This window comes from Arthrobacter sp. CJL-S3, assembly GCF_056711635.1.
In genome coordinates this window covers 2,512,700-2,533,647 of record NZ_CM160046.1, presented here as the reverse complement: position 1 = coordinate 2,533,647, position 20,948 = coordinate 2,512,700, and the positions used below count along the sequence as shown (strand labels likewise).

The 20,948-nt window shown below is 68.1% G+C and carries 18 protein-coding genes; 12 read left to right on the top strand and 6 right to left on the bottom strand.

Annotated elements, in window-relative coordinates; translation table 11 throughout:
- Positions 1-20: 20 nt before the first annotated feature.
- Positions 21-521, bottom strand: a complete 501-nt coding sequence (locus tag AC06G6_RS11540) for a DoxX family protein (RefSeq protein WP_479822160.1) — start codon at positions 519-521, stop codon at positions 21-23.
- A gap of 86 nt (positions 522-607) precedes the next feature.
- Between AC06G6_RS11540 and AC06G6_RS11535 the strand changes: the two genes are divergently transcribed.
- Both AC06G6_RS11535 and AC06G6_RS11530 read left to right on the top strand, forming a co-directional pair.
- On the top strand, positions 608-961 hold the full coding sequence (locus tag AC06G6_RS11535) for a zinc ribbon domain-containing protein YjdM (RefSeq protein WP_479822158.1): 354 nt from the start codon (positions 608-610) through the stop codon (positions 959-961).
- 163 nt (positions 962-1,124) lie between these two features.
- The gene (locus AC06G6_RS11530) at positions 1,125-2,453 is read left to right on the top strand and encodes a DUF2254 domain-containing protein (RefSeq protein WP_479822156.1); all 1,329 of its coding nucleotides are present in this window, start codon (positions 1,125-1,127) and stop codon (positions 2,451-2,453) included.
- A 36-nt stretch (positions 2,454-2,489) separates the two neighbouring features.
- Here AC06G6_RS11530 and AC06G6_RS11525 read toward each other — a convergent pair whose 3' ends face one another.
- A complete protein-coding gene (locus AC06G6_RS11525) occupies positions 2,490-3,644 on the bottom strand; it encodes an FAD-dependent monooxygenase (protein ID WP_479822154.1) in 1,155 nt (384 codons plus the stop codon).
- Positions 3,645-3,907: 263 nt separating this feature from the next.
- On the opposite strand from AC06G6_RS11525, the gene AC06G6_RS11520 reads away from it, so the two are divergent.
- The 3 genes from AC06G6_RS11520 (at position 3,908) to AC06G6_RS11510 (ending at position 6,846) form a co-directional block, all read left to right on the top strand.
- Positions 3,908-4,195 (top strand): DUF3040 domain-containing protein, encoded by a 288-nt coding sequence (locus AC06G6_RS11520; RefSeq protein WP_479822152.1) that lies wholly within the window; start codon positions 3,908-3,910, stop codon positions 4,193-4,195.
- A gap of 147 nt (positions 4,196-4,342) precedes the next feature.
- Positions 4,343-5,509, top strand: a complete 1,167-nt coding sequence (locus AC06G6_RS11515; protein ID WP_479822150.1) for a class I SAM-dependent methyltransferase — start codon at positions 4,343-4,345, stop codon at positions 5,507-5,509.
- Positions 5,510-5,643: 134 nt separating this feature from the next.
- The gene (locus tag AC06G6_RS11510; protein ID WP_479828640.1) at positions 5,644-6,846 is read left to right on the top strand and encodes an ROK family transcriptional regulator; all 1,203 of its coding nucleotides are present in this window, start codon (positions 5,644-5,646) and stop codon (positions 6,844-6,846) included.
- Positions 6,847-6,880: 34 nt separating this feature from the next.
- Here the strand turns inward: AC06G6_RS11510 and AC06G6_RS11505 are convergent, their stop codons facing one another.
- On the bottom strand, positions 6,881-7,084 hold the full coding sequence (locus AC06G6_RS11505; RefSeq protein ID WP_479822147.1) for a hypothetical protein: 204 nt from the start codon (positions 7,082-7,084) through the stop codon (positions 6,881-6,883).
- Positions 7,085-7,580: 496 nt separating this feature from the next.
- On the opposite strand from AC06G6_RS11505, the gene AC06G6_RS11500 reads away from it, so the two are divergent.
- Positions 7,581-8,540 (top strand): methylenetetrahydrofolate reductase, encoded by a 960-nt coding sequence (locus AC06G6_RS11500; RefSeq protein WP_479822143.1) that lies wholly within the window; start codon positions 7,581-7,583, stop codon positions 8,538-8,540.
- Between the two features lie 28 nt (positions 8,541-8,568).
- Positions 8,569-10,911 carry a 5-methyltetrahydropteroyltriglutamate--homocysteine S-methyltransferase gene (gene metE, locus AC06G6_RS11495; protein ID WP_479822141.1) on the top strand — a complete coding sequence of 781 codons (2,343 nt, stop codon included), beginning with the start codon at positions 8,569-8,571 and terminating at the stop codon, positions 10,909-10,911.
- A gap of 170 nt (positions 10,912-11,081) precedes the next feature.
- Here the strand turns inward: metE and AC06G6_RS11490 are convergent, their stop codons facing one another.
- Both AC06G6_RS11490 and AC06G6_RS11485 read right to left on the bottom strand, forming a co-directional pair.
- Positions 11,082-11,588, bottom strand: a complete 507-nt coding sequence (locus AC06G6_RS11490; RefSeq protein ID WP_307462763.1) for a DUF2004 domain-containing protein — start codon at positions 11,586-11,588, stop codon at positions 11,082-11,084.
- A 63-nt stretch (positions 11,589-11,651) separates the two neighbouring features.
- On the bottom strand, positions 11,652-13,547 hold the full coding sequence (locus AC06G6_RS11485) for a BCCT family transporter (protein WP_479822139.1): 1,896 nt from the start codon (positions 13,545-13,547) through the stop codon (positions 11,652-11,654).
- Between the two features lie 118 nt (positions 13,548-13,665).
- Between AC06G6_RS11485 and AC06G6_RS11480 the strand changes: the two genes are divergently transcribed.
- Positions 13,666-15,072 carry an aldehyde dehydrogenase family protein gene (locus AC06G6_RS11480; protein WP_479822138.1) on the top strand — a complete coding sequence of 469 codons (1,407 nt, stop codon included), beginning with the start codon at positions 13,666-13,668 and terminating at the stop codon, positions 15,070-15,072.
- Between the two features lie 32 nt (positions 15,073-15,104).
- Here the strand turns inward: AC06G6_RS11480 and AC06G6_RS11475 are convergent, their stop codons facing one another.
- Positions 15,105-16,037, bottom strand: coding sequence for a LysR family transcriptional regulator (locus AC06G6_RS11475; protein WP_479822135.1), 933 nt, complete (start codon positions 16,035-16,037; stop codon positions 15,105-15,107).
- Between the two features lie 185 nt (positions 16,038-16,222).
- Between AC06G6_RS11475 and AC06G6_RS11470 the strand changes: the two genes are divergently transcribed.
- The 4 genes from AC06G6_RS11470 to AC06G6_RS11455 are packed head-to-tail and all read left to right on the top strand — an operon-like array spanning position 16,223 to position 20,941.
- Positions 16,223-17,608, top strand: a complete 1,386-nt coding sequence (locus tag AC06G6_RS11470) for an NAD(P)/FAD-dependent oxidoreductase (RefSeq protein WP_479822132.1) — start codon at positions 16,223-16,225, stop codon at positions 17,606-17,608.
- Entirely contained in the window at positions 17,605-18,336 is a 732-nt protein-coding gene (locus tag AC06G6_RS11465) for a DUF1365 domain-containing protein (protein ID WP_479822130.1), read from the top strand. Before AC06G6_RS11470 ends, AC06G6_RS11465 begins: the two co-directional genes overlap by 4 nt.
- Complete coding sequence (locus AC06G6_RS11460; protein WP_479822128.1) at positions 18,333-19,706, top strand: class I SAM-dependent methyltransferase; 1,374 nt, start codon at positions 18,333-18,335, stop codon at positions 19,704-19,706. Before AC06G6_RS11465 ends, AC06G6_RS11460 begins: the two co-directional genes overlap by 4 nt.
- Positions 19,703-20,941, top strand: coding sequence for a class I SAM-dependent methyltransferase (locus AC06G6_RS11455; protein ID WP_479822126.1), 1,239 nt, complete (start codon positions 19,703-19,705; stop codon positions 20,939-20,941). The genes AC06G6_RS11460 and AC06G6_RS11455 overlap by 4 nt, the downstream gene beginning before the upstream one ends.
- Positions 20,942-20,948: the final 7 nt, after the last annotated feature.

Here is a 20,948-nt window from a genome sequence, read left to right as displayed (position 1 = left end):
TCGCGGGTCGGGCCGCGCTCTCAGCGGGCCCGCCGGCCGGATTTCCTGCCTTCGTACCAGGCGCGCCACGCGCCGGTGGACCAGAGGGCCCACAGCACGAGGAGCGGCTGGAACAGCAGGCGGAGCCCGCGGCTCTGGTCCGTATTGAGTCCGAACGAGTCGGTGCCGGTGGCGAACTGGGAGATGTTCCCCGGGAAGACCAGGACGAAGAAGGCCGCCACGATCCAGCCGAGGGCCACCCGCCACCGCCTGAGCAGCAGCAGGCCCAGCCCCAGGCCGATTTCCACCAGCCCGGACGCGACCACGACGAAATCCACGTCCAGCGGCAGCCAGGGCGGCACCTGGGCATAGAACGCCTCACGGCTCCATCCCAGATGGCTGACACCGGCCAGGACCAGAAAGACGCCCAGCAACAGGCCGGCGGTCCGCAACCCTGAGTGCAGCCGGGAGTCCGCGGCGCGGGGCGGCGCCGGTCGGTGGGATGGAACCGGACCGGGGGATTGGACTGGGCTGTCGGCCATGGGGCGCCGCCTTCACTCTGGGGAAATCAGCTTAGCAATCGGGCCTGACCGGCCCCTCGTCCGCCTGCTCGACTAAAGTTGGGCACGTGAACGAGACCCTGCCCCCGTGCCCCGAATGCTCCAGCGAATACACGTATGAGATGGGGGCGCTCCTGGTCTGTCCGGAATGCGCGCATGAGTGGTCACCGGCCGCGGAACCGGAGTCCGAGGACCAGGAAGCCAAACCGATCAAGGACGCGGTCGGCAACATCCTCGCCGACGGGGACACCGTCACGGTCGTCAAGGACCTCAAAATCAAGGGCAGCTCCACCGTGATCAAGGTCGGCACCAAGGTCCGCGGAATCCGGCTCGTGAACGGCGTCGGCGACCACGACATCGACTGCAAGGTGGACGGCGTTGGTCCCATGCAGCTCAAATCCAGCGTGGTCAAGAAGAGCTGACCGGGATCTGATCAGCATGTCCCCTGCGGATGGAGGGTCCAGTGACCGCGGGCCGTGGTTTGGCCAAGGCCCCGCATCGTGTTAGACATGGCTCAGACCTAGCCCTCCCACGCGAGTAGGAAGTTATGGCTGATACGCCCTGGCTGCTTCCCGGTTGCGGCCGATGAACGGCCTTACCGCACGATGGAGCGACGCGCTGCGCACGGAGTTGTGGCCCCTCCCGACGGCAGCAGTAGCCCTGGCCGTTGTCCTGGGAACAATGCTGCCCGCGTTGGACGCTGCTGTTGACGGCCGGTTGCCCGACGGTATTTCTGTTTTCCTCTTCAGCGGCGGACCCGAGGCGGCAAGAGCCGTCCTGCAGGCCATCGCCGGGTCCCTCATCACTGTAACGTCCCTGACGTTTTCCCTGACGGTGGTCACGCTGCAGCTGGCTAGCAGCCAGTTCTCCCCTCGGTTGCTGCGGACATTCACCTCGGACCGGTTCGTCCACGTCACGCTGGCCCTGTTCTTGGCGGCGTACGCTTTCTCCTTGACTGTCCTTCGAAGCGTCCGCGATGAAGGCAACGGGAATGAGGCGTTTGTTCCCGAAATCTCCGTCACGATGGCTTTCGTCCTGGCCATTGCCAGCGTTATCGGCCTGGTGCTCTTCCTGGCTCACCTCACCCGCGAAATCCGAGTGGAGACGATGATGCGGCGGGTCAACGTCGAAACGCAGAGCACCATGGACCGTGTCTTTCCCCAGGACCGCCCGGGCCGGGGACCGGCGCCGGAACCGGAACCGGAACCAGCTCACCCGGCATTCCGTATCAGGGCCGCCCACTCCGGATTCCTGACATCGTCTGATAAGTCAGCACTCATGCAGGCGGCCGCCGACGCGGGAGGAATAATACGGCTGGACCGTCAACCGGGAAGTTCTCTGGTGGAAGGCGTCCCTTTTGCAACCGCATGGCCGGTCTCGGCCGGTGCACCCTTCACCCCTGAAATCCGGCAAGGGCTGAGCACAAGCGTCAACTCCGCCGTCGCAACGGGGTTTGAACGCACCAGCGTCCAGGACGCCGGATTCGGATTCCGCCAGCTGGTCGACGTCGCCGCACGGGCACTGTCCCCGGGCATCAACGACCCCACCACGGCGGTGCACGTCATCGGGCACCTCTCCGCGCTACTGTGTCGGCTGGCGGAGAGAAACCCGGGCCCCGAGCACCTCACCGATGACGAGGGGCGGGTAAGGGTGGTCCTCGCACTGCCCACTTTCAAGGACCTCTTGGATATGGCCATGAACCAGCTCAGGCTTTATGGTGCAGCGGACCCCGACGTCGCCGCGCGCCTCTTGGGACTCCTTCAGGAGATCACGTGGTGCGACCGGAATGGCCAGTACCGGTCGGAGATCCTTGACCACCGGGAACGGATGAGCGCGGCTATCAGCGCTGGAGATTACTCACCAGCCGAGCGGCAGCATCTGTTGGAGCTGGCAGCTGCGGTGGGCTCCACCTAACCCCCCGGCTGAGCTTCCTCGACCCCGTCCCGGGGCCTAGAGCGCGGCTCCCGATTTGCCGATAACTGCTGAGCTGATCACCCGCGTCATCCCGGGAATTTTCGCCAGCCGGATGGCGGTGCGGCGGACGAAGGACGCGCCCCGGGTCGCCGGCACGAACCAATGGGCGGCCGATACACCGGCTTTCTGGTGTTCCGTCACCAGGGGGCGCAGCCGTGCTTCGAAGGACGCGAGCCCGCTGCTGATCCCGGGGTGCTGATTCAGTTCCTCAGCCAAGACATAAGCGGCGGCCATCCCGAGGGAAGCGCCCTGGCCTGCCAACAGGGACACCGCGGCGGCGGCGTCGCCGAGCAGGACCACGCGGCCCGTATGCCAGCGCGGCATCCTGATCTGGGCGACGTGGTCGTAGTAGATGTCTTCGGGGCAGCGGTCGAGGGCGGCGGGACAGATCCAGCCAAGGTCACGGTAGTTGGATCTCAGCAGGGCCTGAGGGTCATCCGGGAGTGCGGGGTTGTCCGTGCGGAGCACGGCCATCGCAGTGATGCTGCCGTCACGCAGCCGGTAGAAGAACATCGCAGCATTGCGGGTGTCGGTGACGGCGAACCGGTCTCCGATGCGCTCGGCGAGTTCCGGGTCGCTGAAGGAGTAGGCGCCAACCTGGAAGCCAAGGTAGTGGAAGAACTCTTCCTCCGGGCCGAAAACGATCTCCCGGATTACGGAGTGGATACCGTCCGCGCCGATGAGCAGGTCCGCGTCGTGGACCTGCCCGTCATCGAGGGTCACGGTGACGGCGTCACGGCTCTGCCCGACAGCGGCCACGGTACGGCCGTAGTGAAGTTCGACGGCGGTGGGCAGCATTTCGCGGATGGCAAGTTCCAGGTCCGGGCGGAGGATGCTGGTCAGCTTGCCCCTGACGACTTCGGCGAATCCGGAGAACGGCAGGCTCGCCCGGGCCTTGCCGTTCCGCCCGACGTAGTCCAACCTCTGGATCTCGTAGCCAAGCTCACGCAGCCGGGGGAGGATGCCCAGGCTGGCGGCTGCCTGCCACCCGGGACCGAAGAAGTCGATCATGTAACCCTGCGGGCGCGGTCCCTCCGCGTGGTCCACCAAGGACACCTGCCAACCGTTGCGGGCCAGGAACGCCGCGGCGGAGAGCCCGCTGATCCCGGCCCCGCAAACGACCGCCCTCATAGCCTCAGTGTTCCCGGGCCCGCGCGATCCGGCAAGCACTCCGGAGGACTGGGCGCCCTCCTTCGTCACGCGGCGCGGAGCGGCGGCCGGGCCGTCCCCCTGGCCCCAGACGGCCGCCCGACGGCCCTATGGATAGTGGCGGGGAACAGGCAGATAATGAACGCAAGCACCGTCCAGTGCCCGGCCGGTGCCGATGGCCGGGTCACCGGCGCCCATTCCCGGCGCCGGGTTCCTCGCCGTAGTTCTGGGGGAGGAAGGTTCCCATGCCGCTGTCGGATGAAGAGCGCCGGCGTCTGGAGAAGCTCGAGCAGGACCTGGCTGCGACCGATCCGGAGCTGAACCTCGAACTTCAGTCGGGACGGCCCCGCGGTATGGCTGCCAGGTCGGTCTGGGGCATTCTGGCCACGGTGGCCGGCTTCGTGCTGGTCATTGCAGGGATCATCACGCAGATCCTGATCATCGGCGTCATCGGTTTCCTGCTGATGTGCGCAGGTGCAAACTGGTTCCTCGGGGGCCTGCGGCCACGCGATGGATCCGGCTACCCGTTTTGAGCCCCTTCGCCGACGCCGGGCTGACACGGTCAGCGCCGCCCCGCGGCTGGTTTCCATCGTGCACCGTGACGCTTTCAGGATAAGTTTGCAGGGGCCCTCATTTTCGTGGTCCGAACAACCTGACTCACAAAAGGCGGCAGCTCGCGCGTGGCGGACACCAATCTTGATTCCCTCTTCTCCCGGCTGGGCAGGTTCCCGGACGTGGAGGCGGCCAACCTGCAGGCCTGGGACGCCACGGACAGGCTCCTCCTGGACACCGCCGCGGACCTTCTGGCTGCCGGTGAGCTGCAGCCCGGCAGCCGGCTCGCCGTTGTGGGGGACCGCTACGGGGCGCTGACCATCGGGGCACTGGCACTCGACGCGGCCGGCTGGGCCGGTCCGGTCCGGGTGCACCAGGACCTCATCACCGGTGAGCACGCCCTCCGCCACAACGCCGGGACCCTCGGCGTCGCCGGCGGCTTCGAACAGCTGCCGCTTGGCGCCGGGCTCCTGTCCGGGGCCGGCGTGGTGCTCCTCCAGCTGCCCAAGTCCCTGGCGGAGCTGGAGGAGGTTGCCGACGCCATCGCCCGCCACGCCTCGCCCGACGTCGTGCTGCTGGCCGGCGGCCGGGTCAAGCACATGAGCCTGGGCATGAACGCGGTGCTGGAGCGCCACTTCAGCGAAGTCCAGCCCCAGCGTGCCCGGCAAAAATCCCGGATCCTGCTGGCCCGCGGCCCCAGGCCCGCCACCGGCGCCCCGCCGTTCCCGGTCACCGAGGTCAACACCGAACTTGGCTTGACCGTGTGCGCCCGCGGCGCCGTGTTTGCCGGCACCGGGCTGGACATCGGGACCCGGTTCCTGCTGGAATTCCTGCCCGAGATGCCGCCGGCACGGCACGTGATCGACCTCGGATGCGGTACCGGGATCCTCGCCGCCGTGTACGCCCGCGCCAACCCCGGAGCCCGGGTCACGGCCACGGACCAGTCCGCTTCCGCCGTCGACTCCGCCAGGGCGACGGCGGAAGTCAACGGCCTCGCCGCCCAGGTCACCGTCCTCCAGGACGACGCCATGTCCTCGCTGCCGGAGGCCAGCGCCGATCTGATCCTGCTCAACCCGCCCTTCCACGTCGGAGCCGCGGTGCATGCCGGGGCCGGCCTCAAACTGATCGAGGCGGCCGGGCGGGTCCTCGCGCCGGGCGGGGAGCTCTGGACCGTGTTCAACAGCCACCTGCACTACCGGCCCGCGCTGCAACGGCTGATCGGCCCCACCCGCGAGGTCGGCAGGAACCCGAAATTCACGGTGACCGCCAGCATCCGGAAAACCTCCGAAGTGTGAAGCGGGGCGTGTGGGCGGTCACAGGGGCGTAACGTACGATTCTGAGATAAGCAGTGCATAGCCAAAGACGTTTAGGGGTATCAGTGACTGAGATCCGCCAGCCCTCGCCGAGGCGCGGAACCAATTTGCCCCGGATGGGGGACTTCAACCTCACCGTCATCCTCGATGCCATCCGGCGTTCCCCGGCCGGCCTCAGCCGGGTCGAACTGGCCCAGATCGTCGGGCTGTCCCCGCAGACGATCTCCAACATCTCCCGCCGGCTGCTGGACCAGGACCTGATCTATGAAGCCGGCAAGGAGGGCACCGGACCGGGCAAGCCGCGCACCATGCTCCGGCTCAAGTCCTCCGGCATGTACGCCGTCGGCGTCCACCTGGATCCCGCCGTGACAACGTTCGTTGTGCTGGACCTGGTCGGAGCCGTGGTGAAGCATTCCCGGATCAAGACCCCGGGCGGCAGCGACCCCGGAGCCGTCATCGACACCATCGCCGCCGAAATCAAGCAGCTCATCACGGAGTCCGGCGTGGACCCGGCCCGGATCGCCGGCCTGGGGATCGCCTCGCCCGGACCCATCGACCTCGAGGAGGGCACCGTCGTCGACCCCCCGCTCCTGCTCGGCTGGGACCGCGTGCCGCTCCGCGACGCCCTCGCCGAGGCCACCGGACTGTCCACCATCGTGGACAAGGACGTGACCAGTGCCGCCGTGGCCGAGACCTGGGCGGGCGGCCCCAGCGGCGCCGGCAGCTTCGTCTTTATGTACATGGGCACCGGAATCGGTTGCGGGATCGTGCTCAATGACGAGGTGGTGCGCGGCACCTCCGGCAACGCCGGGGAGATCGGGCACATCATCGTTGATCCCGACGGCGCACCCTGCGACTGCGGCATGCGCGGCTGCGTCAAGTCCACCTGCATTCCCCAGGTGCTAGTGGCCCGGGCGGTCGAGGCCGGGGTCCTGGACGGTCCTGTGGAAGCGGTGACGGGTCCTGCCATCCAGGAGAGCTTCACCGCGCTGTGTGCGGCCGCGGCCGCCGGCGACCCGAGGGCGGAGGCGATCATCGACCACTCCGCCGTCCTCGTGGCCCGCGCCGTCTCGACCGTCACCAATGCCCTGGACGTGGACCGTGTGGTGTTCGGCGGACCGTTCTGGACCTGCCTGTCGCAGTGGTATCTCGAACGGATACCGGAGCTGGTCCGGGAAGGCAGCGCCACCCGGAAGATCCACGAGATCGAGGTGGTCGGCACTGGTGTGGGCGAGGACGTCGGCGCGATCGGCGCCGCCTGCCTCGTACTGGAGCACACGCTGGCACCCCGCTCGCAGCGCCTCCTGCTGGAGGGCTAGAGCCGGCCGGCAGACCTGTCCCGGGACCCAGGCGTCAGTCGATGTCCTCGACGACGGAGCCGAACGGGATTGTTTCGTCCACGTGCGCCTGGTGGCCGGTGGGACCGGGGTTGTAGGTGACCCGGACACCGTGCGACTTATCCGCTGCGGACTGCATCAGGATCGGCCGGACGGTGTTGATGAAACTCTCGCTTTTGCCGGCGAGATACTCCTGGTAGCTGGCTGGAAGCTGGATCATGGCAAAAGGATAGTCCTGCGCGGTCGCGATGGGGAGTGCTCCCCGTTGCAGTAACTCCGGACAGTCCGCGCAGCAGGAGCGCAACCGCGGCCTGCAGCAGGAAGAGTATCTGAACGGCAACGGCACCGGACCGCTCACGGACAGGCCCTGGTGAGCATCCGGACGAAGAATATTCTGTGCCGGGACGAAATATGCCGTAAACCTGCGTCTTAATTCGGGGGCCGACTTGAACAGCCTCCCGGACCGCCCGTAGAGTTCTATCCAAGTTACCTCAGTAACGTGTCAGCGATCCTCCGCTCACGGCCAGCCTCACAGCGGCCCAGGAGGGTGTGGGTGCCCCCATGTGGGCCTGACATTTGCTCACGGACAACTTCGTATCAGGCGTAACAGTCGCGGCTGCGCCCTGCTGGAGTTCCCTCCGTGTTCCCCAAACTCAATTCACCGACGGCACCCGTCACCCGGGCGCAGCTGTCAGTGTTCACAGCCAAGGACGCAAATGTCTCCACCAAGCCTTATTGACACCCATCCAAAACTGGTCGGCACGGCCCCTGTCGCGCTGTCCTATGAGCTGTTCCCGCCGCGGTCGCCCGCGGCCGCCGAATCTCTCTGGACCACCATCGGCGAGCTGGAGGCCACGGACCCGGACTACGTGTCCGTGACTTACGGCGCCAGCGGCTCCAACCGGAACACCGCCGTCGAGCTTATCAACCGCCTCGTCCAGGAAACCACCCTGCGGCCGCTGGCCCACCTGACCTGCGTGGGCAATTCCCCGGAGGAGCTCGCCGAGATCATCGGCGAACTGCTCGACGTCGGCGTGCGCGGCATCCTGGCCCTGCGCGGCGACCAGCCCAAGGACGGCGCTGCCCCTGCCGAGGGATCGCTGCGCTACGCCCAGGATCTGATCGAGCTCATCCGCCGCGTCGAACAGCGCCGCTCCGCGCTGCTCTGCGCCGGCAAGGTGGCCGTCGGCGTCGCCGCCTACCCTACCCGGCACCCGGAATCCCCGAGTGAGGCGCACGACGTCGAGGTGCTGCTGGCCAAGCAGCGCTCCGGCGCGGACTTCGCCATCACCCAGGTTTTCTTCCACACCGAGCAGTACGCGGACCTGCTGACCCGGGCGCGCCGGGCCGGCGTCACCATCCCGATCATCCCGGGCGTTATGCCGCTCACCAGCCTCCGCCGGCTCGCCCGGCTCAGCGAGCTGACCGGCGTCGAACCGGACCCGGTCCTGATCGGACGGCTCGCCGCCGCCGAGACCGACGCCGAGCGCACCCGGATTGGGGTCAGCGCCACCGTGGACCTGGCCAACGCGGCCCTGGACGCCGGCGCTCCCGGACTGCACATCTACACCTTCAACGAACACACCGCCGCCCTTGACGTGCTGGACAAACTCGCCCTGCCCCGCCCGCGCCGCAGTTACCAGCGCTCGGCCGGCCGCCGCCAGCTCGCCAGCTAACCACCCCCCCAACGCTTAGGACTTTCCCATGACTGCACAGAACAAGATCAACCCCGCTCCGTTCCCCTCCGCCTCGATCCTCGGCTACCCGCGAATCGGCCGCCGCCGCGAACTCAAGAAGGCCGTGGAAGCATACTGGGCTGGCAAGATCGACGCCGCCGCCCTCGACGCCGCCGCCAAGGAGATCCAGCTCGGCACCGCCCGGCGCCTCCAGGGCCTGGGCCTGACCGAAGCCGCCGCCGTTCCCGGCACGTTCTCGTACTACGACCAGGTGCTCGACGCCGCCGCACATCTCGGCGCCGTGCCCGCCCGCTTCGGCAACCTCCTGAACGCCGAGGGCCAGCTCGACATCGACGGCTACTTCACCCTCGCCCGCGGCACCAAGGACCAGCAGCCGCTGGAAATGACCAAGTGGTTCGACACCAACTACCACTACCTCGTCCCGGAGATCGGCCCGGAGACCAGCTTCTCGCTGACCTCCAGCCGCATCGTCGAGGAGTTCGAGCACGCCCTCGCCAACGGGATTCAGACCCGCCCGTACATCGTCGGCCCGGTCACGTTCCTGCTGCTGAGCAAGGCCTCCGACGACGCCCCGGCCGGCTTCAGCCCGCTGTCGCGCCTCGAGGACGTGCTGCCGGTCTACACCGCCCTGCTGGAGAAGCTGGCCGCCGCCGGCGCCGGCTGGGTCCAGCTGGACGAGCCCGCCCTCGTCGTGGACCAGGACATCCCCGCCGCCGAGATCCAGGCCGCCGTCGCCCGTTCCTACGAGGCGCTCTCCGCCGCCGCCAACCGCCCGCAGCTGTTCGTCTCCACCCCGTACGGCGCGCTCAACGGCCAGCTCGGCACGCTCGCCGCGACCGGCATCGACGCCCTGCACCTGGACGTCTTCAAGGGCGCCGTTCCCTCCGCCGCGGCCCTGACCGCCCTGGGCAACAAGACCCTCGTCGCCGGCGTCGTGGACGGCCATAACATCTGGCGCAACGATCTTGCCGCCTCCGCGGAGAAGATCGCGGAGCTGAAGAAGTCCGTCGCCAAACTGGCGGTCAGCACCTCCACCTCCACCCAGCACGTCCCGCACGACGTCGACGAGGAGACCCAGCTCTCCGCGCAGCTGCGCAGCTGGCTGGCCTTCGCCGACCAGAAGACCACCGAGGTCGTCACCCTCGCCGGCCTGCTGACCGACCCGGCCGCCGTCCAGCCGGCCATCGACGAGGCCACGCGCATCATCGCCGACCGCGCCGCCGCCGACGGCGTCCGCCGCGCCGAGGTCCGGAACCGCACCGCCGCCCTCACCGACGCCGACTTCAGCCGCTCCGACTACAGCGTCCGGGAGGCCGCGCAGACCAAGGCCCTGCACCTGCCGCCGCTGCCCACCACCACCATCGGCTCGTTCCCGCAGACCGGCGAGATCCGCACCGCCCGGGCCCGCGCCAACAAGGGGGAGCTCAGCACCGAACAGTACGAGCAGCTGATGAAGGAAGAGATCAAGCGCGTTGTGGAGCTGCAGGAGGAGCTCGGCTTCGACGTCCTGGTCCACGGCGAGCCCGAGCGCAACGACATGGTCCAGTACTTCGCCGAGAACCTCGAGGGCTTCGACGTCACGGTGCACGGCTGGGTCCAGTCCTACGGCTCCCGCTGCACCCGCCCCTCGATCCTGTGGGGCGATGTCACCCGCAGCGCCCCCATTACGGTGGAATGGGCCCGGTACGCGCAGTCCCTGACCAACAAGCCGATGAAGGGCATGCTCACCGGCCCGGTCACGATCCTCGCCTGGTCCTTCGTCCGCGATGACCAGCCGCTCGGCGAGACGGCCAACCAGGTTGCCCTGGCCCTCCGGGACGAGATCGCCGACCTCGAAGCGGCCGGCATCAAGGTCATCCAGGTGGACGAGCCCGCCCTCCGCGAACTCCTGCCGCTGCGCAAGGCCGACCAGGCCGCGTACCTGGACTGGTCCGTGAAGTCCTTCCGCCTCGCCACCGCCGGCGCCGGGGACGCCACGCAGGTCCACACGCACCTGTGCTACTCCGAGTTCGGCGCCATCATCGACGCGATCGACGGCCTCGACGCCGACGTCACCTCGATCGAGGCCGCCCGCTCCCGCATGGAGGTCGTCCACGACCTCGAGTCCCACGGCTTCGGCCGCGGCGTGGGCCCCGGCGTCTACGACATCCACTCGCCGCGCGTCCCGGGCGAGCAGGAAGTCACCGAACTGCTCAGCACCGCCGTCAAGCACGTCCCGTCCCGCCAGCTCTGGGTCAACCCGGACTGCGGCCTGAAGACCCGCGGCTACGCCGAGACCGAAGAGTCCCTGCGCAACCTGGTCCACGCCACGAAGACGGTCCGCGCCGAACTGCTGCAGGCCGCCAGGTAGCAGGCAGCCCAGCTCACCCGGCCACCGGATGAACTGACGCGAGGAGCTGAACCAACAGCGGCGGCCGGCCACCTTTCAAAGGTGACCGGCCGCCGTCGTACGTTTGACTCATCGAGTGCTGAGCAACCGCCCTTTTGAGGGTTCAGAAGGGCCGTTGCGGAGCAGTCGATTCAGGATTCCCAGAGGATCTCGTCGTCCACGACGCCGTCCTCGTCCGCTGACGCGACCAGGACCTCGTCGGTGAAGTGCTGGCCGAGCGTGAAGTCCAGGACGAAGTAGCGCTCCGGCTGGCCGGGGAAGATGCCCACATGGCCGAGCTTGAGCGCCTTGAGGAAGACCGCATCGGTGAGCTGGCTCTTGTCCTCGACGCCGAAGACCTTCCTCAGGTGTTCGTCCTTGATCGCGTTGCAGTGGAAGTGCCGGTACTCCTGCGGGCTTGTGCCGTCCTGTTCCAGTTCCTCGGCGATCATTTCCCGGACCTGGTCCACGAGTTCGGGCAGGAAGCGCAGCCGGTAGTCAACTTTATGCATCGCCGCTTCATCGAAGTGGTCATGCGCGTTGACATTCAGGTCAAGCTCCACGGTCTGGCCCGCCAGTTCATGCTTGGCGGTGAAACTGTGGTCCCTTCCGTGGTTGAGCTCAACCTCTCCGAAGTGCTTGCTCGCTACCTTGTTCATACCTTCAACATAGTCCTCAAAACCGGCCCATTCCAGCATTCCGGCGGTCTTTGTCTGGTTGGCCTACCACCGGCTCGGCGTCGCGTCCCCGCGATCGGGGACGTCCTGGACGTCTCGGGCAGCCATGGGGTCATGTTCCACCACGGTGTCCACGTCGGCGATGAGGACGCCGTCCGCTTCGGCGTTTTCAACCTCCAGCGCCCGCTCGGAGGCGTGCCTGGGCCTTTGCCCGGCCGCCATGACGGTGTCCACGGCGGCGGTGGACGGCTCGGGGCTTGGCATGAATTCGTCCGGTACGGCGGTCCCGGTCGGGGCGCCCCGACGGCGGAGCATCTGCATCCAGCGGGGACTGCTGCCGAGGATGCCGTGTTCGGAGAGCTCCTCGACCTCCAGGTTGTAGAAGTCGCCGATGTGATCGACCAATTGGGCGCGGCGGGCCCGTTCGTAGGCCCGGCGCTCCCTGCTGAAGGCGATGATGGTGGCCCAACAAATCAGCAGCATGATGATGCTGAACGGCAGGGCGATGATGATCGCCGCCGTCTGGAGCGCCACTAGGCCACCGGATATCAGCAGCGCAATGGCCAGCACCGCGGTAATGACGGTAAAGAAGGTCCGCACCCGCTTCTTCGGGTTGACCTGGCCGCCGGTGGCGATCATGCCCATGACGAGGGCGCCGGAATCGGCGGACGTGACAAAGAAGATGGTGATCAGGAGGATCACGCCAACAGTCAGGACCGAGGAGCCAGGTACGTAGGAGAGCATGTCGAACAGCGCGCTGGACACGTTGACGCTGCCGTCGGGCTCCAGGAGGTTGCCCGTTCCGCCGAGCTGCACCGCCAGGGCGGTTCCGCCGAGGACACTGAACCAAAGGATGCCAACCAGGCTGGGCACCAGGATGACTCCTGCAACGAACTGCCGGACCGTCCGCCCGCGGGAAATCCGGGCGATGAAAATACCCACAAAGGGGGCCCAGGAGATCCACCAGCCCCAGTAGAACGACGTCCAGGAGGCCTGCCAGGCCGCGCCGGCATCTCCGGAGAACGCATTGACGTTGAAGGAGAGACTGACGAAGTTCTGGATATACGAGCCCATGGACTGCACGAACTCGCGGAGCAGGAAGGTGGACGGTCCAAAGACGAGCAGGTACAGCACCAGCATTCCGGCAAGAATCAAGTTGACGCTGGATAGCCACTTCATGCCCTTGGTCACTCCCGAGAGGACAGACAGCAACACGAAAAAGGAAATCACGATGATAATGATGATTTCGGAACCCTGGCTAGGCTGCACCAGATTAATGCTCTCCAGCCCCGCGCTGATTTGCAGGACGCCCAGGCCCAATGAGGTGGCGACGCCAAAGAGAGTGCCGACGAGGGCGACAACATCGATCACGTTGCCCCATCCGCCCTGGACGCTTTTGCCCAGGAGCGGTTCAAGGGCCCAGCGGATGGACACCGGGCGCTTGCGCCGGTGGATGGCGTAGGCGAGGGCCAGTCCGATCACCACGTAGATGGACCAGGCATGCACGCCCCAGTGCAAATAGGTTTGGGTCAAGGCCTGCTCCGCCAGCTCCTGCGGCGTTCCCGAGACCCCCGGACGCGGATTGGCGAAGTGGCTAAGAGGTTCGCTGACGCCGTAGAAGACGAGCCCGATTCCCATGCCGGCGGCGAACAGCAGGGCGAACCAGGCCATCAGCGAGAACTCGGGTTCGTCGTCGTCGTGGCCCAGTTTGATGTCTCCGTACCGGCTGAATCCCAGAAACAGACTGAAGCCCACGAAAAAGGTTGTAATCAGGACGTAGTACCAGTTGAACGAATTGATGATGGTGGCCTGGATGGCACCAAACATCGCTTCGGCGGTTGCGGGAGCCAGCAGGGCAAACGCCGCGAAGAGCGTCACCGTCACGGCTGCGGGCCAGAAGACCCAGGGTTGGACTATGCGCGTTCTTGTTTGCTCAGGCATTCTTCAAGGCTACGCGCAAGGGCCAAAAGACACCTGAATTCCTTCCAGGCCTGACGGATCCTTCCCGGGTCCTTCCATACCTGAGGGATATCGGGCCCGTTGGCGGTACATTAAGCGGATGCAGACCGTTGCCCCCGCCGTCGCCCGCGCCCGTGCAATCTACGACAGCGGCGCCACCCGCCCGCTGGCCTGGCGGCTGGAGCAACTCGGCAGCCTGCGCCGGATGGTGGCCGAGCGCCGGACGGAATTTGCCGACGCGCTGGCCAGCGATCTGGGCAAGCACGCCACGGAATCCCTGCTGACGGAGATCGGCTTTGTCACCGCCGAGGCCGCGCACCTGGAGAAGAACCTCGAGGCCTGGCTGCGGCCCCGCCCCGTCGCGGTGCCGCTCGCCGTCCAGCCCGCCAAGGCCTGGACCGAACTGACCCCGCTGGGCGTGGTGCTGGTGATCGGCCCGTGGAACTACCCGCTGCAGCTGCTGCTCGCCCCGCTGGCCGGCGCCCTCGCCGCCGGCAACACCGTGGTGCTCAAACCGAGCGAACACGCACCCGCCACCTCGGCGGCCCTGGCACGCTGGATCCCGGAGTACCTGCCCGGCGCGGCGGAGGTGGTCGAGGGCGGCATCCCGGAAACCACGGCCCTGCTGGCGCTGCGCTTCGACCACATCTTCTTCACCGGAGGGGAAGCCGCGGCCAAGGTGGTGCTGCGCGCCGCGGCGGAGCACCTGACGCCGGTGACCCTGGAACTGGGCGGCAAGTCTCCGGCCTACGTGGACTCCACCACCGACCTGGCGAAGGCGGCCAAGCGGCTCGCCTGGGGCCGGTTCATGAACGCCGGGCAGACCTGCGTGGCGCCGGACTACATCCTGGCCACCGAGGACGTGCTGGTTCCGCTGGAACGCGAACTGGTCAGCGCGATCGGTGCGCTCTTCGGCACGGATTCCGCCCGCAGCGAGTCCTACGGCCGGATCGTCAACGACCGGCACTTCGCCCGTATCGCCGCCCTCGCCGACGGCAGCACCGTGGTCCACGGCGGCGAACGGGACGCCGCCAGCCGCCACTTCGCCCCGACCCTGCTGCGCCCCGCCCCCGGGGACACCGTCATGGGGGAGGAGATCTTCGGCCCGCTGCTGCCGCTGGTCCCGGTCGCCGGGCGGGACGAGGCGATCCGGATGATCAACGACGGCGCCAAGCCGCTGGCGCTGTACGTGTTCAGCAACGACGCCGACACCCGCCGGGCGTTCGCCGAACGCACCTCCTCGGGGGCGCTGTGCTTCGACGTCCCGGCGGCGCACCTGATGGTTCCGGGGCTGCCCTTCGGCGGGGTCGGCGGCAGCGGCATGGGCGCCTACCACGGGGAGCATTCGCTCCGGACGTTCTCGCACGAGCGGTCCACCCTCGCCAAAACGTTCCGGCCGGACACCCTGGAGCTGATCTACCCGCCCTATACCAAGACCAAACACCGGATCATCAGCGCCCTCGCCGGGATGGGCACCGGGCTCCGCAGGCGGCTCCGCCGCCGCTGAACCCGGGGCTGATCCGGCGCTGACTGCATGACTCAGCCCTGGCGCGGGACCGCCTGCTTCAGCGCCGGGGAGTTGAAGGTGTCGGCCAGCAGTTCGACGAAGAGCTGGACCTGAGCGGTCTGCTTCTCGTTGATCAGCAGGGCAAAGACGTTGCGGGCCAGCCGGATCTCGGGCACGTCGAGCACCACCACCCCGGCCGGGCGGTGCAGCAGGGCCAATTCGGGAACCAGTGCCGCACCCAGCCCGGCCGCGGCCATTTCGAGGCTGGCGTGGAAGTCATCGCTGTACGCCACGACCCGGGGGTGCAGGTTGCAGCTGGCGAAGAGCCGCTCGATCACCGTGGCGTCGGACGTGCCGGGGTGGTGCACAATCCACGGCATGTCGGAGAGGTGGTCGGCCGCGACCTTCGACTCCGTGCCGATTCCCCACGCCGCCGGCAGCACCACCCGGAAGTCGTCGTCGCCGATCCACTGCCGCTTCACGGTGTGCGGCCACGCGAGGCCCGACTGCCCCACCTGGTAAACGAGGGCGACGTCGAGTTCACCGCCGGTGCGCAGGCCCTGGATGGTCTGGGCGGGCTCGGCCACGGAGACGCGCAGGTCGATGCCGAGTTTCTTCCATGCCGGGTTCGCCAGGATCCGCGGCAGCACATACGTCGCCAGGCTGGGGAAGATGCCCAGCCGGAGCTCCTGCCGGGTGGTGTCCCCGGTGCGCGAGGCCGCCGCCATCAGCGCGTCGATGTCCGTGAGGACCTTGGCCGCGTGCCGGGTCATGACCAGGGCCGCCTCGGTGGGCTGGATGCTGCGGGCCGAGCGCTGGAACAGTTCGACGCCGGTGTCACGTTCCAGGGCGGACATCTGCTGGGAAACGGCCGACGCCGTGTAGCCGAGCCGGGTGGCGGCCGCCGCGAACGATCCCAGCCGGGTCACTTCGACGAGGGTCCGCAGGTGGACGGGGTTAATCAAAGGGCTGCCCTTCGCAGGTTCCGGTGAGGCGGGACCGCAATCCCGCTTCATTCTGGCACATTGGTTCGAAGTAAAAAGGTGGAAAGTCGCACACATCCGTCAGCCCTCCGGCGACGAATTGTCCATAAGACGATTCACCCGGAACGATCCAGGCAATCGATGTACCAGCCAACAGGAGCAGATCAGTGTCAGATGCAGCAGGGATTCCCGAGGGCCGGCGCGTAGCCGTGATTGGCAGCGGTGTGGCGGGACTGACCGCCGCCTACGTGCTGAACCGGCAGGACTCCGTGACCCTGTTCGAAGCCGACTCCAGGCTCGGCGGGCACGCCCACACCCACGACGTGCCGCAGGCCGGCGGCCCCGTGCTCGGGATCGACACCGGCTTCATCGTCCACAACGAACGGACCTATCCCACGCTGCTGCGGCTCTTCGCCGAACTGGGCATCGAAACCCAGGACTCGGAGATGAGCATGTCCGTCCGCTGCGACGGCTGCGGCCTGGAATACGCCGGCGCCCGGGCCAAGGGCCGCGGCATCCTTCCCCGGCCCGCCACGCTGCTGCGCGGACGCTACCTGTTGATGCTGCTCGAGGTGATGCGCTTCTACCGCAGGGCCCGCGCCCTGCTCGCCGCGGAGAACAGTCCAGGCGGGCCGGAGCTGACCCTCGGCGAGTTCTTGGCACGGGAGAAGTTCAGCAGCTACTTCATCTCGCACTTTATGACCCCGATTGTTAGCGCCGTCTGGTCCTGCGACCCCACCACCGCCCTGGCCTACCCGGCCCGCTACCTCTTCACCTTCCTGGCCCACCACGGCCTGCTCGGCGTCTCGGGCTCCCCGCAGTGGCGCACCGTCACCGGCGGCTCGCGCAGCTACGTGGAGAAGGTTGCCGCCGCGCTGCCGGAAATCCGCCTCTCCACCCCGGTCACCGGCGTGCGCCGCCACGCGGACGGAGTCGTGCTGACCACCAGCACCGGTGCGGGAACACTGACCACGGAAACCTTCGACGCCGTCGTGATCGCCACCCACCCGGCCCAGGCACTGGGCATGCTCACCGACGCCTCGCCAGCCGAGCGGGCCGCGCTCGGCGGGATGCCGTACTCGGTCAACCACACCGTCTTCCACCGCGACGCCGCAGTGCTGCCGTCCAGCGACAACGCCAAGGCGTCCTGGAACTACCGGCTGCCCTCCTGCGATGCCCGCCCGGACAAGGTCCTGGTCAGCTACGACATGACCCGGCTCCAGCAGCTGGCCCCCGTGGACGGCGGGCGCTACATCGTCAGCCTGGGCGAATCCGAGCTGATCGCGGACAGCACCGTGATCGAGCGGATGGTCTACGAGCACCCGCAGTACACCCCGGACTCCCTCCGGGCGCAGCAGCGGATCCTCGCCCTCGGCGACGACCGGCTGGCCTTCGCCGGCGCGTACCACGGCTGGGGTTTCCACGAGGACGGCGCCCTCTCCGGGGTACGGGCTGCGGCGCGGCTCGGCCGCGAGTGGGACGACGCCGGCGTCGCGCTTGGTACGGTTTCCCTGGACCCGGATCTGCAGACCGTCCCCGCGGAGGGCTCATGAGCGCCACAGCTGCCATCTACCGCACCTCCATCGCGCATGTGCGGCGCACCCCGCTGAAGAACGCCTTCACCTACCGCAGCTACAGCTGGTACGTCGACGTCGACCGGCTGCCGGTGCTGCCCCGACTGCTCCGGCCCCTCGCCGGCTTCAACGTCGCGGACCACCTGGGCGACCCGGACGGCACGCTCCGCGGCAACGTCGAGGCGTTCCTGGCCACCCGGGGGATAGACCTCGACGGCGGCCGGATCACCATGCTCGCCAGCGCCCGGGTGTTCGGGCACGTGTTCAATCCGCTGAGCCTGTTCTGGTGCCACAACGCAGCCGGGGAGCTGCGCTGCGTCCTCGCCGAGGTCCACAACACCTACGGCGAACGGCACTGCTATCTCCTGGAGACGGACGACGCCGGCCGGGCCAGCGTCCCGAAGGCGTTCTACGTCTCACCCTTCAACGACGTCGCAGGCCAGTACCGGATGAAGCTCCCGGAACCCGGCGAGCGGCTCGCCGTCTCGATCGTCCTGGAGCGCGAGGGGCAGCAGCCCTTTATCGCCAGCGTGGACGGCGAGCGCCACGACGCCACCGTGCGGAACATCCTCGCCACGGCGCTCGCGGTCCCGCTGGCACCCCTGCGCGTCTCGGCGCAGATCCGCTGGCAGGGAATTAAGCTTTGGGCACGCCGGCTGCCCCTCATAAAACGACCACACCACCCTTCACAGGAGGCAGTTCAGTGACTATGACCGAAGCGACCGGATCCGGCGCTGTGAGCCGGACCAATGAGGCCGCCGCCCCCTACACCGTCCCGCAACCGCCCGCCGTGGTCGACGCCGGCATCTGGCCCAGCATCGCCACCGTCCCCGCCGGCCTGAAGGTCGCCGTCGCCGGCCGGGTGGCCGAGGCCATCTTCAAGGCCGCGGTCCGCCGGCTGCCGCTGGAGGTCCGCTACCCGGACGGCACCGTCCTGGGCAAGCCCGCCACTCCCGGGCAGACGTACCCCGTAATGACCCTGAACCGTCCCGAGGCGTTCGCAGCCCGGCTCGGCGACGGCGGACTGATCGGCCTCGGGGAGTCGTATATGGCCGGAGAGTGGGACGCCGACGACCTGACCGCCGTCATGGAGGTCTTCGCCGCCCGCGTCGGGACGCTGGTGCCCGAGCCGCTGCAGAAACTCCGCGCGCTCTACCTGCCGCGCCAGCCGCGGAAGGAACGCAACACCGAGCAGAACACCCGCTCCAACATCTCCCGGCACTACGACCTCTCCAACGAGCTCTTCGCCACCTTCCTGGACGACACCATGACCTACTCCAGCGCGATCTTCCCGGAATCCGGCGAGGCGCTGAAGGGCGTCGCCTGGAACGGCCTGGCCGCCGCGCAGCAGGCAAAGATCGACCGCCTGCTGGACAAGGCCGGCGTCGGGCAGGGCACCCGGGTGCTGGAAATCGGCACCGGCTGGGGCGAGCTCGCCCTCCGGGCCGCCCAGCGCGGCGCCACCGTCTACTCCGTCACTCTCTCCAGCGAGCAGCAGGAGCTGGCCCGCAAACGCGTCGCCGACGCCGGCTACACGGACGCGGTCACGATTGAGCTCAAGGACTACCGCGCGGTGGAGGGCGAGTACGACGCGGTCGTTTCCGTGGAGATGATCGAGGCCGTGGGCTTCGAGTACTGGGCCACGTACTTCCAGACGATTGAACGGGTCCTGGCGCCTGGCGGGAAGGTCGCCATCCAGGCCATCACCATCGCCCACGACCGGCTGCTTGCCACCCGCTCCAGTTACACCTGGGTGCACAAGTACATCTTCCCGGGCGGCGTCATTCCCTCCGTGCGGGCCATCGAGGACATCACGGAGAAGCAGACCGGGCTGCGCGTCCGCGAACGCCTCGCCATGGGGGAGCACTACGCCCAGACGCTGCGGCTCTGGGAGGAGCGCTTCATGGCCCGCTCCGCCGACGTCCAGGCGCTGGGGTTCGACGAAATCTTCCAGCGCATGTGGCTGTTCTACCTCTGCTACTCCCGCGCGGGCTTCGAGACCGGCTACCTCGACGTGCAGCAGATCGTGCTGGACCGCCGGACAGCAGGCGAGGCGACCGGCGGATCCGCCGCATGACGGCGCCGCTCGCGGCCCTGATCGAGGAGGTCCTGCGGCCGCTGGCCGGCGGGGACCTCCCGGTCCGGCTCGTGGTCTGGGACGGCAGCGAGGCCGGCCCGGCCGGCGCCCCCGTGGTCAGGCTGAACTCGCCGGACGCCGTCCGGCGGCTGCTCTGGGCGCCCGGCGAACTCGGCGCCGCCCAGGCGTACGTCACCGGCGAGCTGGACGTCGACGGCGACCTCAACTCCGTCCTCGAGCACCTCTGGAAGGTGGTCCGGGACCGGGGCCTCTCCGGCATCCGGCCCACCCCCGCGGTGCTGGCCGGGGCCGCACGGATTGCCCGTGCTGCCGGGGCGCTCGGGGCGCCGCCCCCGCCGCCGGCCAGCCAGGCCCGCGTCAAGGGCAGGCTGCACAGCCTGATCCGCGACCGCGCCGCGATCAGCCACCACTACGACCTCAGCAACGACTTCTATGCGCTGATCCTGGACCCGCAGATGGCCTACTCCAGCGGGTACTGGACGAACTCCTCAGCGAACTACGGGCTGGAGGACGCGCAGCGGGACAAACTGGACCTGGTCTGCCGCAAGATCGGCCTCAAACCGGGGATGCGGCTGCTGGATGTCGGCTGCGGCTGGGGCTCGCTGAGCCTGCACGCCGCGCAGCACTACGGCGCCGAGGTGGTCGGCGTGACCCTGTCCGGGGAGCAGAAAGCGTTCATCGACGCCCGCATCCGCGAACGCGGCCTCGAAGGGCATGTGCAGATCCGGATCCAGGACTACCGGGAAATACCCGACGGGCCGTTCGACGCCGTCGCCTCCCTGGAGATGGGCGAACACGTCGGCCAGCGGAACTACCCCGTCTATGCCGCCGCGCTGTTCAACAACGTCACGCCCGGCGGCCGGGTGCTGGTCCAGCAGATGTCCCGCCGCGGCAGACACCCCGGCGGCGGGCCGTTCATCGAATCCTTCATCGCCCCGGACATGCACATGCGTCCGGTGGGGGAGACGCTGGGCTTCCTGGAGGACGCCGGCCTGGAGATCGAGGGCGTGCAGGGCATGCGCCGGGACTACGTCCGGACCCTCGAGGCCTGGTACGCGAAGTTCGAGGAGAACCACGCGGCCGCCGTCGCGATGATGGGCGAGGAGATCGCCCGGGTCTGGCGGCTCTACCTCGTGGGCGCGCTGCGCAGTTTCGCCGAGCGCCGGATGGGCGTGGAGCAGATCCTCTGCAGCAGGCCGGAGGCCGGCGGGTAGGCAGCGA

Coding starts and splice junctions, on each gene's coding strand:
- AC06G6_RS11540 (WP_479822160.1), bottom strand. CDS start 521: ATGGCCGACAGCCCAGTCCAATCCCCCGGTCCGGTTCCATCCCACCGA.
- AC06G6_RS11530 (WP_479822156.1), top strand. CDS start 1,125: ATGAACGGCCTTACCGCACGATGGAGCGACGCGCTGCGCACGGAGTTG.
- AC06G6_RS11525 (WP_479822154.1), bottom strand. CDS start 3,644: ATGAGGGCGGTCGTTTGCGGGGCCGGGATCAGCGGGCTCTCCGCCGCG.
- AC06G6_RS11520 (WP_479822152.1), top strand. CDS start 3,908: ATGCCGCTGTCGGATGAAGAGCGCCGGCGTCTGGAGAAGCTCGAGCAG.
- AC06G6_RS11510 (WP_479828640.1), top strand. CDS start 5,644: ATGGGGGACTTCAACCTCACCGTCATCCTCGATGCCATCCGGCGTTCC.
- AC06G6_RS11505 (WP_479822147.1), bottom strand. CDS start 7,084: ATGATCCAGCTTCCAGCCAGCTACCAGGAGTATCTCGCCGGCAAAAGC.
- AC06G6_RS11500 (WP_479822143.1), top strand. CDS start 7,581: ATGTCTCCACCAAGCCTTATTGACACCCATCCAAAACTGGTCGGCACG.
- metE (WP_479822141.1), top strand. CDS start 8,569: ATGACTGCACAGAACAAGATCAACCCCGCTCCGTTCCCCTCCGCCTCG.
- AC06G6_RS11490 (WP_307462763.1), bottom strand. CDS start 11,588: ATGAACAAGGTAGCGAGCAAGCACTTCGGAGAGGTTGAGCTCAACCAC.
- AC06G6_RS11485 (WP_479822139.1), bottom strand. CDS start 13,547: ATGCCTGAGCAAACAAGAACGCGCATAGTCCAACCCTGGGTCTTCTGG.
- AC06G6_RS11480 (WP_479822138.1), top strand. CDS start 13,666: ATGCAGACCGTTGCCCCCGCCGTCGCCCGCGCCCGTGCAATCTACGAC.
- AC06G6_RS11465 (WP_479822130.1), top strand. CDS start 17,605: ATGAGCGCCACAGCTGCCATCTACCGCACCTCCATCGCGCATGTGCGG.
- AC06G6_RS11455 (WP_479822126.1), top strand. CDS start 19,703: ATGACGGCGCCGCTCGCGGCCCTGATCGAGGAGGTCCTGCGGCCGCTG.